Here is a 15,439-nt window from a genome sequence, read left to right on the forward strand (position 1 = left end):
TTCCAGTGTGACCGTTCGCCCTCTCAGACCGGTTACCCATCGTCGCCTTGGTGGGCTGTTATCTCACCAACTAGCTAATGGGACGCGGGTCCATCCTATGGCACCGGAGCGTTTAATATATCTGCCATGCGACAAACATATATTATAAGGCATTACTCCCAGTTTCCCGAGGCTATTCCTTTCCATAGGGCAGGTTACCCACGCGTTACTCACCCGTTCGCCACTTTCTAAAAGATCCGTGCAAGCACTTCTCTTTTGTCTCGTTCGACTTGCATGTGTTAAGCATACCGCCAGCGTTCGTCCTGAGCCAGGATCAAACTCTCAATAAAAGTTTGTATTTAAAGCCTTTCGGCCTTTAAATGCTGTCTCATTTGAATAACTGTATTTTAGACTCTACCGAGTTAATGTTTTAAAGAGGACATCTCTCTGTTTCTATTTTAGCCATCATTCACCCTCGCGGATGTTTCGGCTGTTTTACAGGTTTTATGGTACTATTCTCTTTTCTATGACCGCCGCTCCTTACTTAAGAAGCTTTTCTATTGTACCGTCGTTGCTCTCGATTGTCAAGTTCTTTTTCAAAGTTTTTTTGGAGGCGCCACCCAGATTTGAACTGGGGGTGAGGGTGTTGCAGACCCGTGCCTTACCACTTGGCTATGGCGCCGTGTTAAATTGGAGCGGAAGACGAGATTTGAACTCGCGACCCTCGCCTTGGCAAGGCGATGCTCTACCACTGAGCCACTTCCGCTAATAATGGTGGTGCCCAAAGGCGGAATCGAACCACCGACACGAGGATTTTCAGTCCTCTGCTCTACCGACTGAGCTATTTGGGCATATAAATAAAATAGTTTTGTTTGTCTTCAATCGTTTCGGCAATACATTTGTCTGCCTAACTAAGTGATTCACACCAAATCAAAGATTTGGGTTCTCTACTTTGCGACTGAGCTATTTGGACATGTAATAATACTAATGATAAGTTGATCGTGTTAAACGTTTAAAGTTCGTCGCATGACTTTGCCACGCCGTGGTTAATTACCCAATAATTGGAGAACTCCATTAACCTTGGGGTAGCAAGAAATTGCTATTCTTTTATTGTTTACAATTATCTCCTATTTTGCTTATTATAATTTAAAGGAAGCAAACTGTCGATAATTGCATAAGCGATTCACACAAAAATGTTCACTCACTACGTTCGTGCATTTTTTGTTCTCTGCTTATCAAAATGCGTAAGTATTATCACTGTCGTTTCGCTTGCGCTCAACTTCCGACCAATTTCAGGTATAAAATTGGGATAATACTTATGGCGACCTGGAAGAGACTCGAACTCTCGACCTCCAGCGTGACAGGCTGGCATTCTAACCAACTGAACTACCAGGCCGCATGGATAAAAAATGGTGGTCGCAACAGGGCTCGAACCTGTGACCCCCTGCTTGTAAGGCAGGTGCTCTCCCAGCTGAGCTATGCGACCATCAGTTGAGATACAAGCGTTATTATACGGCAGTAAAAACTAATTGTCAACCATTTTATTGTTTTTTTTTTGATTTTTTATCTTTTTTCGGCAATGACCTGAATACGTTCGCCTTCATTACTACCTTGCAGGAAGGTTCCGAAGTCGTAATACTTCATATTTTTAAAACCAATATTGGTCAGACACCGATGAATATCCTCGATCGTATAGAAATATTGAACCTGGGTCTCTTCGTGGCGATTATAGGTCCCATTCTTGTTTTTCTCGAAAAAGGTTAAATTAAAATGCACCGCATTTTGAGCAAAATCAGGTTCGTTTTCCCAAACACAGAAAATATCATCCAGATCATAAACATAGGTATTATCCATAATCGTTTTTTTGTATTTGGTCACCGTGTTAACATCAAAAAGCAGAATTCCCTCGCTTTCCAGACATTCAAAACTGCTCAGAAAAAAGCTCTGTAATGCTTCCAGATCTGGCAGATAGTTGACACTGTCGCAGCAGGAAATGACGGCATCGAAGGTTTGATTGATCTGAAAATTACTCATATCACCCAAATAAAACTGAATATTTTTGAGTCCCATCCGATCTGCTTTTTCATCTGCAACCGTCAGCATCGCTTCGGATAAATCCACTGCTGTCATATTCAGTCCCTTTTGAGCCAGGTTGCAAGTAATATTCCCTGTTCCGCAGCCAAATTCTAAAACCGTCTTAATATCTCGCTTGCTATTAAAAAACAACCGTTGTACATAATCGGACCATTTTGAATAATCTATTTCTTTCATCAGTTCATCATAAACCTGTGCAAATTCTTCGTACATAATTAGTTCTCCTGTTTAATATTTTTTTGAATAGTTTATAAATTTAAGTGACGCTTCCAGCCCTTTTAACAAGACCACTTCGTCAAAATTGAAATCTGAAGTATGCAGATTTTTATTATACCCCTTTTCTTCATTACCGGTTCCCAACCCAATATATAAACCCGGCACTTCTTTCTGAAAATAGGAAAAATCCTCAGATAACATCACTTTTCGAAATCCGACCCTGTTTTCCAGCGGGGTCAGTTCTTCGAAAATCCTATAAAGCCTTTCGTTATTGATAACGGGCGGATACATATCAACAAATTCCAGTTCAATCTTACAACCGTGGGTTAGTTCGACTCCTTTTACGACTTCACCAACCCGTTGATGCAATTTCGCATGACTCTTATCGCTAAAAGAACGAATGGTGCCCCCAAGTTTGACCTCATCGGCCACAACATTCACTCGCGTTCCACCATTGAGCAAGCCAATTGAGATAACCACACTCTCCATCGGATTGGTGTTCCGGCTGACAATGCTCTGGAAAGCGGTGATCAGGGAAGCACTGGCGACGATGGCATCCATTGACCGCTGTGGTTCGGCAGCGTGACCACTGATACCATGCACGGTGATAAAGAACTCACTGTTCTGGCCCATCATCGGCCCCGACTTGGTCCCCAGTTTACCTTCCTCGATAAAGGGAAAAAGGTGATAGCCGAAGATGGCTTTAACCGGGTATTTTTTGAAGATCCCGGCATCAATCATCGGTTTTGCCCCACCAGGACCTTCTTCGCCCGGCTGAAAGATCAATAGTACACTTCGCTTTCGTTGATTGGGAAAATCAGCCAGATATTTTGCCAACAGCAGATTCATGGTCATATGTCCGTCATGTCCGCAGGCATGCATCCAGCCAGGATGCCGGGAAACATAATCGTGTTCAGCTTCTTCGCGAATACAAAGGGCATCCATATCAGCCCGAAAAGCAATGGGATCATCATCACATTGACCTCGTATATATAGGATCAGACCGGTCTCACAGACTTTTTCCGGCTGATACCCCAAGTTTACCAGGTAATTGATGAGGTAAGCCTGGGTTTTTTCTAAATCAAATCCCTCTTCCGGAATGCGATGGAGTTCACGGCGCAATTGCCTTGCCTCATTTTGATAATTTTTCACTAGCTCACTATATTGCATATTGTTCCTTCTCACTAAATCTCTTCAAAACTCTAACCTATCATACCTGATAAGTTAGAATCGCACAATGGTTAACGCACTGTCATGGTATAGGTATCGCCATAATTTTCTTCATCAAATACAAACGCATCTTTTAAACCACTGGTGACAACGATCTTGTTTTCGTTGGTAATAAAAATAGCTTCCACATCCGACAGTGCTTCAACCTTTTTTAAACCTTCATCAAGCCCCAATAAAAACAGGGTTGTCGACAGACTGTCGGCATCTACAGAAGCTTCAGTAACCACGGTTACCTGAATCAGCCCTGAATCAGCCGGATAACCGGTAAATGGATCTAAAATATGATGATACCTTTTCCCGGCCTCATCCGTAAAATAGCGTTGATAATCCCCAGAAGTCACCACTGAGCCATCTTTGAGGGATAAAACCCCCAGGTATCCATTACCCGGATTTCTGGGATCTTCAACGCCAACCCCAAAATCGCTGTTATCAGCTTTTCCGCCCATCACCAGCACATTTCCACCAAGGTTAACAATGGCGTGCTCCACCCCTTCTTCTTTGATAACAGCCATTACCTCATCAGCAATATAACCCTTGGCGATGGCGCCCAGGTTTACCGCCATCCCCGTATCGGTTAAATATACCGACTGATCGGCGGGATTCAAAACAATTTTAGTGTAATCAGTTTTTGCTTTTGCCACATTGATTGCTTCAGGCACTGGGGCTTCTTTTGTTTCTGGGGAGTGAATACCCCAGAGATCCACTAACGGACCGATCGTCACGTCGAAATATCCGCCGGAATTTTGGGAATACGCCAGGCTCTTTTCGATGATTCGGTATGTATCTTCGGATACCGTAACTGGCTTGATCCCGGCATTTTCTTTAATCAGCCCCAGATCACTTCCGGTTTCAAAGGCGGTCAGACTACTGTTTAAAGCAGTTATCCGTTCGAAAGGTTTATCCAACAAACTTTCGTCTGACTCCCCATAAAGAGTTATACTGACAAAGGTGTCCAGTAAAAAATCACTGCGGGACACTGTTTTTCCCTGATCACAACCCGATAAGAACACCATCAACAGTAATAAGGCCACACCAATCCCAGTGATTTTCCATCGCTGCTTCTTCACACTTAATAGATTCATTTATTACACCAGTTCCTTTAACAAATAACTGTATTATATCAAAGTCTCTGAAAAAAAGCATAAAAAAATGGTAAAGTCTTTACCATCCGGCGTTTTTCAGATAAAATAAGAACGTTCTTAATTAATATATAAAGAGGTCTCTATGAAAAAAAACGAAATCATGATCATCATCGGCTTACTTGCTGTCAGTTTAATCGGCATCGCCGCTTTTTATTTAATCAAGGCCAGCGATGAACCACTTTCGGTTCGGGTCACCCGTCAGGGCGAAATTGTTGCCGTTTTTCCGCTCTCTAAAGATCACACCGAAACCTTTACTGATGCTGCCGGTTCAAATACGCTTGAGATTTCTGGCGGAACTGCCAAAATGGTGGAGGCCGACTGTCCCGATCATATCTGTGTCAAGACCTACCCCATTTCCAGCCCCGGGGAAACCATTGTCTGTCTGCCTCACAAACTGGTGGTGGAAGTTATCACCGGTGAATCCTGATGAATTCCAAAGCTTACCGTCTGGTTATTCTCAGCCTGTATGTGGCGATGGCTCTGATTCTCAGTTATATTGAAAGCTTAATCCCCTTGCCACTGCCAATTCCCGGAGCCAAAATCGGCCTGCCTAATATTATCACCCTAGTTTCTCTGTTGACCCTGGGGTGGCCGCTAACCCTACTGGTAGTAATTGCCCGGATATTTTTAGCTGGGTTCCTGTTTGGCGGCGGTTTTTCGATTGTCTACAGTCTTGGCGGTGGCCTGTTAAGTCTTCTCGTGATGAGCCTGCTGTTGCACTTTTTCAAAGATAAAATATCGATTATTCTAATCAGTGTTTTCGGAGCCATTACCCACAATCTGGGTCAAGTCATTGTTGCTGCTATTGTTGTCCAAACCACCAGCCTGCTGCTCTATTTTCTGTTTCTGATGCTACTGGCCATCCCCACCGGGTTATTTATCGGCATCACCGCCCGGGAGCTGATGCGTCTGCTCGGCAAAACCACCATCTTCGCAAAGCTAAACCTGCCTCAAAAAAAATAGCCAGTCATCACTGACCGGCTATTTTTTATTGATCTTTAAATTTTGGTAATGTGATCTTAAATTCGGTTCCTTCGCCTACCTGACTTGATACGATGATTGTTCCGCGGTTGTTATGAACGATATGTTTAACAATCGCCAGTCCCAGACCGGTGCCGCCCTTCTCCTTGGAGCGGCTTTTATCGACCCGATAAAATCGCTCAAAGATCCGGTCGACATCCTTTTCCGGAATTCCGTAACCATGATCCCGAACTTGGATAACGACCGCTTCATCATCTGCGGATAAGGTAACCTCCACCCGCTGCCCCGGATCCGAATATTTAATGGCGTTGTCAATGAGATTAATCATCATTTGGCGGAATTCATCCGCTACAAACTCCAGTTCGATGGATTTTTCACAGTTCAATGCCAGCTCCATTGCCTTGTCTTCGGCACTCAGCTTTAAAATATCAAAAATCTGCATAATTTCCGTATCGGTGCGAAGTAATTCAAACTTTCTGTCAAAGCCCCCCTTATTTTCCAGCTGCGACAAAACCAGGATATCACTGACCAGTCGGCTGAGACGATCACTTTCTTCATAAATAATAGAATAAAACCGTTCCAGGGTTTGGGGATCAGTAATTTGATTGACTTGAATGGTTTCAATAAAACCTTTGATGGTGGTAATCGGCGTTTTTAACTCATGGGAAACATTAGCAACAAAGTCCCGACGCATTTTTTCCAGGTTTTTTAACAGGGTGATATCCTCAAAAATAATAATATGACCGTTAATACTATTATTTTCTTCAATCTGATTAATATAAACCCGTAATACCTGATTCGAATGAATCCGTGATTCGAAGCTCATTTTTTCGCAGGCATCATTTTCCAGATAGGTCATCAGCTCCATAATAAACGATTCCCGATAGACTTCCAGGATATTCTGCCCGATCACTGCTTCTTTCAGCGGTATCCGCAATACCTTGCGCGCCGCTTCATTTAAATGAACAATGCGGTTCTTTTTATCAATGGCAATAACACCGTGATTCATATTGGACAAGATGGATGTAAGTTCGGCATTCTTCTGATTCATCTCGGTAAAAGAGTTATTCAACTGGACCGACATCTGATTGAGGGATTCAACCAGTTCCCCGATCTGATCTTCACGGATCATCGTGAGCTGCTGTCCATATTTTCCAGAGGCGATTTCTCTGGCAAAGATGGAGGCATTTTCCAATGGTTTCAGCTCCCGATTGATAAAGTAATTAATCAGCAGGGTTGTTGCCAGAATTGTTGTTAATATCACAAAAATAATATTGTTGATCATTTCAAACATGGCATCATCCATGGCATTCACTGGCATGGAAATACGCAATACTGCCGCAACTGAATTATTTTCATCAAAATACGGGGTGGCGACATAAATCATTTCGTCCTTAATGGTGTTAGAAAAACGAACCTCAGTTGTTTGATTACCGGACAGGGCTCCTATAATTTCGGGACGATTTTTATGGTTTTCCAAACCGCCCAGACCCTGGACCGATTCGTAGGTTACCTCCCCTTGACTATTAATAATCGTCATCCGGACATTAGTACTTTTGGCAAAATCATCCAGATTCTCTTTATTTCCGGATTCCAGAAAATCTGGCAATATGTAGTTCATAATATAATCGCCATTTTTTTTGATATTGTTCTCAGTGTCGGCATAATAACTCTGCCGAAAACTGATGGTGGTGAATAGACCACAGATTACAATACTGGCAATGATAATGACCGTCAGTGAAATGGACAGGCGTTTCTTCATACCACACTCCTATTTTTCAATGAAACGATATCCTACCCCACGGACAGTTTCGATGTATTTCTTACCATCTTCGGATTGTTCCTCAATTTTTTTTCTTAAATAGCGGATATGGACATCAACGGTGCGGGTCTCGCCATAGTAATCAAAGCCCCAGATCTGGTCCAGTAATTGATCCCGGGTCAAAACCTGACCGCGATGTTTGGCTAAAAATACCAGTAGTTCATACTCTTTTAGAGTAAGGGCTAATTTTTCCCCATTTTGATAGACTTCAAAAGCCTTTGGCTCAATCAATAAATCGCCGATTACGATGGTTTCATCTTCTTTCGACAAAAGAATTTCAGTTCGCCTTAATACTGCTTTGACTCTGGCACAAAGTTCTTTGACGCCAAAAGGTTTGGTAATGTAGTCATCCGCCCCGATTTCCAGTCCCAGGACCTTGTCAAATTCTTCACTTTTGGCCGTCAGCATAATAATCGGGATATAGGAAATGATACTATTGGCCCGGATCTCCCGGCATATACTGATACCATCTTTTCCTGGCAGCATCAAATCCAAAATAATCAAATCCGGCAAGACATCGAGGATCTTCTCAATCGCCATCGCCCCGTCCTGAACACCGTCGACTTCGAATCCATGGGTTTCCAGGTTAAATTTAATCAACTCATATATATTTAACTCATCTTCTATTATCAGTATTTTTTTCATCTTGACTCCTTGTTTTTTGTGTGTACTGAAATTATATCACATCATGAAATTCTATTATGTAAATTTTTGATTAAATTGTAAACTATTACATAATTCTGAAAACGTTATAGGAAAAATAATGATTGAATTCTATGTTTTATCTCCATATAATGAATTTATCACATAATCCTTTATCTCTAAATGAATTACTCCCCTTTTTCATTTAGAAAAACGAGCTGTTTCTTCTGAAGCGGTTCTTTTTTTTGCAAAAAATTAAGACCGGCTGTCAAGCCAGTCTGAGGTTGTCGCTAAACTACCGTACCGACCAATTGTTAATCTGTTGTTCGCTGCGCCATGCGAAATCCGCTTTGCTCCTTTCGCATTGGTCGCGGGCAGTCGCCAACTACAAGCAAGCTTGTGATTGGCTCGTTGCCTGCTCGCAGAATCGGACAGGCTCTGCCGTATCCGCTCCGATGCGTACAACATGATGTAACAATTGTCGGTACTACGTTAGTACTATTTCTACAATTTTTGTCAAACCAAACTAGCCAATTTCTTAGCTTTTCCGATCCAGATTCCGTTTGGCGGTTTCCATCATCAGTTTGATGCGGTTCAGCTGATTGACTTCGCTGGCACCCGGATCATAGTCAATCGGGGCAATGTTGGAAAGCGGATATTTTTGGCGGATCGGTTTGATCATCCCTTTTCCCATTACATGATTAGGCAGACAGGCAAAAGGCTGGACGCAGACTATGTTTTCTACCCCATCATCGATCAGCTCCATCATCTCGGCGGTCAAGAACCAACCTTCGCCGCCCTGATTGCCCAGGGAAATCAGTTCCTGGGCTTTTTTAGCTTTTTTCTCAATGGTCGAGGGGGCATGGAAGTGGGTGCTGGCATTCAGGGCAAGCTTCATATTTTTTCGCGAGAACTCCAGCAGTTTAATGATCAGTTTGGCACTCTTCATCGATTTCCGTTTACCTGATAGTTCCTCATATTTAAAGACCTGATTGTAACAACAGTACAGGAAGAAATCCATTAAGTCCGGCATGACCACTTCGGCCCCTTCAGCTTCCAGCACTGCCTGGAGGTTGTTATTGGCGGTAGGATGGTATTTTACCAGAATTTCGCCGACGATGGCAACCTTGGGCAATTTTTTATCGATTCGCGGCAGGACATCAAATTCATTGACAATGGCCCGGACGTTTTCTTTGAAATCCCGGAGATTCCCATTTTTCATCCCCGCTTTTATTTTTTTGCGCCAGTGTTGATACAATTCTTCGGTTGATCCCGGATGGAGCTCATAAGGTCGGGTCCCGCTGACGACACGTTGCAGCAGATCACCATAGACAATCCCCACCAGCAGACGGGTTAACAGTGGCAGACTGAGTTTAAACCCGGGATTCTTTTCCAGACCGATAGCACTCAGGGAAATAACCGGAATTTGCGACATCCCCGCTGATTCCAGGGCTTTTCTGATAAATGCCACATAGTTGGAGGCTCGGCATGGTCCTCCGGTCTGAGTCATTAATACCGACACATTGTCGAGATCGTATTTTCCCGATTTCAGGGCCGCCATAATCTGGCCGGTGGTGATAATCGTCGGATAGCAGGCATCATTATTAACATAGGTTAAGCCTTCATCAATGGCAGCATTATCCACACTGGGCATCACTTCAATATGATAACCATATTTCTCCATCGCCTCTTCCAGAAAGTCAAAATGGATCGGGGACATCTGTGGAGCCAGCAGGGTATGTTTCTTTTTCATCGCTTTGGTAAAGACCACCCGTTGTTTCATCGGGGTTGGTGCCACCACAATACTATTTTTCTCCCGTTCAATCATCGCCGCTTTTAGCGATCGCATCCGGATCCGGATGGCCCCCAGATTGTTGACTTCGTCAATTTTAATCAGGGTATAAATATTGCCATGACTTTCCAGGATCTCCTGAGTTTGCTCCGAGGTCACCGCATCCAGTCCGCAACCAAATGAAGTCAGCTGCACCAGTTCCAGAAAATCATGCTGGTTAACCACCTCCGCCGCCTTATATAAGCGGCTGTGATATTTCCACTGATCCAGAACGCGGAAACGTTCATCTTCTTTGGGATGATAGAGATGGGCGATGGCGTCTTCGGTGAGCACGGCCATGTCCAGCCCGGTAATGATATGATCCAGACCATGATTGACCTCCGGATCGATATGATAGGGCCGGCCAGCCAGGACGATGCCCTTTTGTCCGGTTTCTTTTAAATAGGCAATGGTTTCTTCCCCTTTTTTCTCCATGTCCCGACGGAAGGCTTCTTTTTCAGCAATGGCGGCATCCATGGCTTCGGTAATCTCCAGACGATTGACGCCATAGACACCGAAAATTTCGGCCAACCGTTCTTCCAGCCGCTGATCATTGTCAAAGGGCAAAAACGGATTCAAGAAGGTGATGCCGGCTTTCTGGACATCATCCTGATTATGCTTAATGGTTTCCGGATAAGACATGACAATCGGGCAATTGTACCAGTTATCGACATCGTCAAATTCTTTTTCCTCATAGGGAATACAGGGATAGAAAATCAGGCTGATGCCCTGATCCAGCAGCGCCTGAATATGGCCATGGGCCAGTTTGGCCGGATAGCAGACCGACTCCGAGGGGATACTTTCCATCCCTTTTTCATAAATCTTGCGATTGGATTCCGGGGATAACACCACCCGGTAACCGAGATGAGTAAAAAAGGTATGCCAGAAGGGATAATTTTCATAGAGTTTTAACACCCGGGGGATCCCGATACTGCCCCGGGGTGCTTCTGCTTCAGCCAGCGAGGGATAATTAAAAATCCGCTGATACTTGTATTGATAAAGGTTAGGCAGATCGGCATTTTTCTTGACATTCCCCTCGCCAATCTCGCAACGGTTTCCGGTAATGTGGCGGCTGCCATCGTTAAAACGGTTAATGGTCAGCAGACAGTTGTTACTGCAACCACCACAGCGTTTGTGGCCGACTTCCACCTGAAAATCGTCCAGCGCTTCTAAATTCAAAAGATTGCTGCGTTCCCCTGAGAGATAGTTTTCCCGGGCAATCAGCGCCGCGCCAAAAGCGCCCATCAGGCCGGCTATATCGGGGCGGATGACATCTTTTTCGGTGATCTTTTCAAAGGTCCGCAGCACCGCCTGATTATTAAAGGTGCCGCCCTGGACGATGATATGCTCGCCCAATTCTTTGGGATTATGGATTTTGATAACCTTCTGCAAGGCGTTCTTGATAACCGAATAGGACAGCCCCGCCGAGATATCCCCGACTTCGGCGCCCTCTTTCTGAGACTGTTTGACCTTGGAATTCATAAAAACGGTGCAGCGAGTCCCCAGATCCACTGGGTTTTCCGCCATCAGTGCCGCTTCGACAAAGGCCTGCATGTCAAGATCTAATGATTTGGCGAAGGTTTCCAGAAACGAACCACAGCCCGAGGAGCAGGCTTCATTGAGAATAATGCTATCGATGGTGCCGTTTTTGATCTTCATGCACTTCATATCCTGACCGCCGATGTCGAGAATAAAATCGACCTCAGGACAGAAATATTTGGCGCCCTTATAATGGGCAATGGTTTCAATTTCGCCGATGTCTATTTTCAGCGCTTTTTTGATCAGACTTTCACCATAGCCGGTAACCGTTGACTTGGCGATATAGACATCGGCCGGCAGGGATCCGTAGATTTCTTTGATTATTTTGATCGATTGGGCCAGCGGACTGCCCTCGTTACCGCCATAATAACTGTACAGCAAAGCGCCGTCGTTATCGATCACAACCGCCTTGGTGGTGGTGGAGCCGACATCAATCCCCAGAAAGCAGCAGCCGCTATGATTTGTTAAGGCTTTTTTGACGACCTGATTTTTATCATGTCGGGCCCGAAACTGTTGCAGCTCTACCTGATTCTTAAACAACGGTTCCAATCGACCAACTTCATTCTCAGATACCGAATCCAGATTTTCAACCGCCTTGACCAGCTCAGCCAGATGCATTTTAGCTTCTTTTTCAGCCGAATAGGCCGCCCCCATGGCAACAAAGAGATTGGACTTTTCCGGAAAAATAATCTGTTCCTCTGTCAGTTTCAAGGTTTCAATAAACCGTTGTCGCAGTTCCGACAGAAAATACAGCGGCCCCCCTAAAAAAGCCACATTCCCCCGGATCGGATGGCCGCAGGCCAGCCCGCTGATAGTCTGGTTGACCACTGCCTGAAAAATCGAGGCAGCGATATCCGCTTTCTCCGCTCCTTCATTAATCAGCGGCTGAATGTCCGTTTTTGAAAAAACGCCGCATCGGGATGCAATCGGGTAAATCATCGTATGGGTTTTGGACAGTTCGTTAAGCCCCTCAGCATCAGTTTTTAACAACGTCGCCATTTGATCGACAAAAGCGCCGGTTCCGCCAGCACAGGTGCCGTTCATCCGCTGTTCGATGGTGCCCGTGAAAAAGGTGATCTTGGCATCTTCGCCGCCCAGCTCAATGGCGACCTCGGTTTTAGGTATGACCCGATCCACCGCCAGGGTACTAGCCACCACTTCCTGAACGAAGGGAATACCCAGCCATTGGGAGATCATCAGCCCACCGGAACCGGTGACACAAACCCGGGTTTCCAAATCTCCCAGTTGTTCATAGGTTTCTTTTAAAAGATTGACAATGGTGACCTTGATATTCGATAAATGACGCCGGTATTCTTCGTAGATGATTTCGTTTTGATCGTCAATAACCACGACCTTAATGGTCGTGGAGCCGATGTCGATGCCCATTTTATAATTGCTTTTCATTGTTTTTTATGACCTCTTCTCTAACATGTCGGTTGTGATCTTATCTGAATTTAATCATATGATTGATATAAGGGTTTTACCCGACGATATAATTGCTTGTATAGTTTATTATAGATTCCTGTATATTTGATAACATTTTCCGGGTTGGGATCAAAGATTCGTGATTTTTGGATCATCGCCGCCCCGGCTGCTTGAATGTCGGGATAATGGTTTAATCCCACAAAGGTAGCAATGGCAGCCCCTAAACCCGTGGTTTCATAAGTCTGCACCCGGTAAACCGGCCGGTTTAGAATATCGGCCATGATCTGAGCCACCCCATCACTGCGGGAGCCCCCGCCAGACAGGCCAACGGCCTGAATTGGAACTTTTGTCTTTCTTTCAATCCGTTCCAGCCCTTCCAATAAAGCATATCCCAGACCTTCGATGATGGCCCGGTAAATATGCCGTTTATCGTGACCCTCACTAAAACCCATAAAGGTTCCCCGGGCTTCGGGGCGAAAAGCTTCGCGTCCCCAGTAGGGCTGATGAATCAGACCATCGGCTCCCGGTAGGGTGGTTTCCAGATAGCCCTCAAGGATCTCATGGATCACTTGGGGATCAGACTGATCGAGAAATTCTCGGGCATACCAGTCGACCATCCAAAAGCCGTGATAAATAGTAACCTCCGGGTTGTAGGCATCATTCTCTACCGCCGCAAAGGAGGGGTAGAAGGGATACAGCTCCACGTATTTTTTAGTGGTAATCTCCACCGTGGCTTGAGTTCCCAGTGAGATGCTGGCAATATCCGGGGTCAACGCGCCGACACCAATCGTTTCGCAGCCTTTATCCGTCCCTGATGCCACAATCGGCAAACCCGATGGCAGGCCGGTGATTGCGGCGACTTCGGCAGTTAACTGACCGATGATTTCGCAAGAATCAGTTAGCTCATAGCATTTTTCCGGCTCCACCTGAAGAATCTGACTTTTTACATTATACTTGCCACACCACTGCTTCTTTTTGGTATCAAAGGGCAGATGGCCAGCGGTATTGGAACGGCTGTCGGCTATTTTTCCAGTTAAGCGGCTCAAAAAATAGGTCGACAGAAAAACGACCTTGTGGGTTTTGGCCCAGATTTCCGGTTCCTGCACCTTGATCCAGTTGACATGAGCAGTCTTGCTGAATGATTTGGCATACGCGCTGAAACCAATGCACTTAAAAAGCAGAGCATAAGGCCAGGGATAGGGCAACGGCTCTGCCAATTCCCGGCGGTCCAGCCAACTGATGAAATTGCGCAGCGGTTCACCCTTTTCGTCCACCACCGTGATGACGTCCCGCTGACAGGATACCGTCATCCCCTGAATGGTTAGGAACAGTGCCGGGTCTTTAGTCTTGAGCTCCTGAACTACCTTGACCAGTGCCTTCCAGAACATTTCCGGTGACGCTTCCTTCCACTGAAAATGTTTTGAATAATAACCCTTGAATAATTCTTCGCTTTTGGCCAACTCATTACCCTGCTCATCAAAAAGAATCCCCCGGAGTCCTCTGGTGCCGCAATCGATAGTCAAAACTGTGTTCTTTTTGGGGGCGTTCTTTTCGTTATTATTCAAAATTCATTCTCCCGACATCAATTCATTTCGTATCATTATACCAAATAGTTGTTAAGTGTAAAACAAAAAGCGTTGAATAAAAAGAATTAACTTTCTATTCAACGCATGATTCTACATTACTTTACCAATTCGTTCAGGCCTTTTTATAGTTTGATGTCTTTGAAATCCTTAACCTGTTTGGTGATGGCAATTTCGGTTGGTAGCCGTTCGATACTCGATGCTCCGAAGAAACCACAGACTCCTTTGGTCCGATCCAGGACATATTTGGCATCTTCCGGTTCGGCCACCGGACCGCCGTGAACAATAACCATAATGTCAGGATTGATGGCCTTACCGGCATCACAGATTTCCTGGGTTAGCTTAACGCAATCGTCCAAAGTTTTTGAGGTCCCGGCCCCGATACTGCCTTTGGTTGTCAGACCCATATGAGCAACCAGAACATCAGCTCCGGCCCGGGCCATTTTTTCAGCTTCTTCGACATTAAATACGTATGGTGTCGTTACCAGATCCAGTTCGTGGGCTTTCCGGATCATCTCTACTTCCAGATCATAGCCCATGTTGGTTTCTTCCAGGTTTTGCCGGAAGACACCATCGATTAGACCGACTGTGGGGAAATTCTGAACCCCGGAGAAACCGGCTTCTTTGACCTGTTTCAAGAATATTTCCATATCTCTAAACGGATCAGTTCCGCAGACCCCAGCCAGCACTGGCGTATCCTTGACAATCGTCACGACTTCTCGGGCCATGTCCATGACAATGGCATTGGCATCTCCATAGGATAACAACCCGGCTAAAGAACCCCGGCCGGCCATCCGGTAACGACCGGAATTATAAATAATAATCAGATCCACGCCACCGGCTTCGGCACATTTTGCCGAAATCCCGGTACCAGCTCCAGCACCAACCACCGAAATCCCCTTGGTTTCCTGTTCTCTTAACCGTCTTAACACTTCTTCTCGTTTTATTGCCATGT

Annotated in this window: 10 protein-coding genes, 5 tRNA genes and 1 rRNA gene; 2 read left to right on the forward strand and 14 right to left on the reverse strand. The window is 45.1% G+C overall.

Annotated elements, in window-relative coordinates:
* The 9 genes from A3KS_RS0110035 to A3KS_RS0110075 all read right to left on the reverse strand — a co-directional run.
* Positions 1–329 (reverse strand): 16S ribosomal RNA (locus A3KS_RS0110035); the annotation flags it as partial.
* A gap of 258 nt (positions 330–587) precedes the next feature.
* A tRNA-Cys gene (locus A3KS_RS0110040) sits at positions 588–661 on the reverse strand.
* A gap of 9 nt (positions 662–670) precedes the next feature.
* Positions 671–745: transfer RNA gene (locus tag A3KS_RS0110045), tRNA-Gly, on the reverse strand.
* A gap of 9 nt (positions 746–754) precedes the next feature.
* Positions 755–830 (reverse strand) — tRNA-Phe (locus A3KS_RS0110050).
* A gap of 468 nt (positions 831–1,298) precedes the next feature.
* Positions 1,299–1,375: transfer RNA gene (locus A3KS_RS0110055), tRNA-Asp, on the reverse strand.
* 14 nt (positions 1,376–1,389) lie between these two features.
* Positions 1,390–1,465: transfer RNA gene (locus A3KS_RS0110060), tRNA-Val, on the reverse strand.
* 77 nt (positions 1,466–1,542) lie between these two features.
* On the reverse strand, positions 1,543–2,286 hold the full coding sequence (locus A3KS_RS0110065; protein ID WP_026394816.1) for a class I SAM-dependent DNA methyltransferase: 744 nt from the start codon (positions 2,284–2,286) through the stop codon (positions 1,543–1,545).
* Positions 2,287–2,301: 15 nt separating this feature from the next.
* On the reverse strand, positions 2,302–3,459 hold the full coding sequence (locus tag A3KS_RS0110070; protein ID WP_026394817.1) for a M20 metallopeptidase family protein: 1,158 nt from the start codon (positions 3,457–3,459) through the stop codon (positions 2,302–2,304).
* Positions 3,460–3,530: 71 nt separating this feature from the next.
* Entirely contained in the window at positions 3,531–4,601 is a 1,071-nt protein-coding gene (locus A3KS_RS0110075) for an FAD:protein FMN transferase (protein WP_026394818.1), read from the reverse strand.
* Between the two features lie 142 nt (positions 4,602–4,743).
* On the opposite strand from A3KS_RS0110075, the gene A3KS_RS0110080 reads away from it, so the two are divergent.
* A complete protein-coding gene (locus A3KS_RS0110080) occupies positions 4,744–5,088 on the forward strand; it encodes a NusG domain II-containing protein (RefSeq protein ID WP_026394819.1) in 345 nt (114 codons plus the stop codon).
* Positions 5,088–5,624 (forward strand): Gx transporter family protein, encoded by a 537-nt coding sequence (locus A3KS_RS0110085; protein ID WP_026394820.1) that lies wholly within the window; start codon positions 5,088–5,090, stop codon positions 5,622–5,624. The genes A3KS_RS0110080 and A3KS_RS0110085 overlap by 1 nt, the downstream gene beginning before the upstream one ends.
* A 25-nt stretch (positions 5,625–5,649) precedes the next feature.
* On the opposite strand, the gene A3KS_RS0110090 is transcribed toward A3KS_RS0110085, so the two are convergent.
* The 5 genes from A3KS_RS0110090 to A3KS_RS0110110 all read right to left on the reverse strand — a co-directional run bounded on the left by A3KS_RS0110090 (position 5,650) and on the right by A3KS_RS0110110 (position 15,437).
* Positions 5,650–7,404, reverse strand: coding sequence for a sensor histidine kinase (locus A3KS_RS0110090; protein ID WP_026394821.1), 1,755 nt, complete (start codon positions 7,402–7,404; stop codon positions 5,650–5,652).
* 9 nt (positions 7,405–7,413) lie between these two features.
* A complete protein-coding gene (locus A3KS_RS0110095; RefSeq protein WP_026394822.1) occupies positions 7,414–8,109 on the reverse strand; it encodes a winged helix-turn-helix domain-containing protein in 696 nt (231 codons plus the stop codon).
* Positions 8,110–8,644: 535 nt separating this feature from the next.
* Positions 8,645–12,880 (reverse strand): 2-hydroxyacyl-CoA dehydratase, encoded by a 4,236-nt coding sequence (locus A3KS_RS0110100; RefSeq protein ID WP_026394823.1) that lies wholly within the window; start codon positions 12,878–12,880, stop codon positions 8,645–8,647.
* A gap of 50 nt (positions 12,881–12,930) precedes the next feature.
* The gene (locus tag A3KS_RS0110105; protein ID WP_051355800.1) at positions 12,931–14,466 is read right to left on the reverse strand and encodes an FGGY-family carbohydrate kinase; all 1,536 of its coding nucleotides are present in this window, start codon (positions 14,464–14,466) and stop codon (positions 12,931–12,933) included.
* Between the two features lie 143 nt (positions 14,467–14,609).
* The gene (locus A3KS_RS0110110) at positions 14,610–15,437 is read right to left on the reverse strand and encodes a phosphoenolpyruvate hydrolase family protein (protein WP_026394825.1); all 828 of its coding nucleotides are present in this window, start codon (positions 15,435–15,437) and stop codon (positions 14,610–14,612) included.
* Positions 15,438–15,439: the final 2 nt, after the last annotated feature.

It is taken from the genome of Acetobacterium malicum subsp. dehalogenans DSM 11527 (assembly GCF_000472665.1).
In the GTDB taxonomy this organism is placed as follows: domain Bacteria; phylum Bacillota; class Clostridia; order Eubacteriales; family Eubacteriaceae; genus Acetobacterium; species Acetobacterium malicum.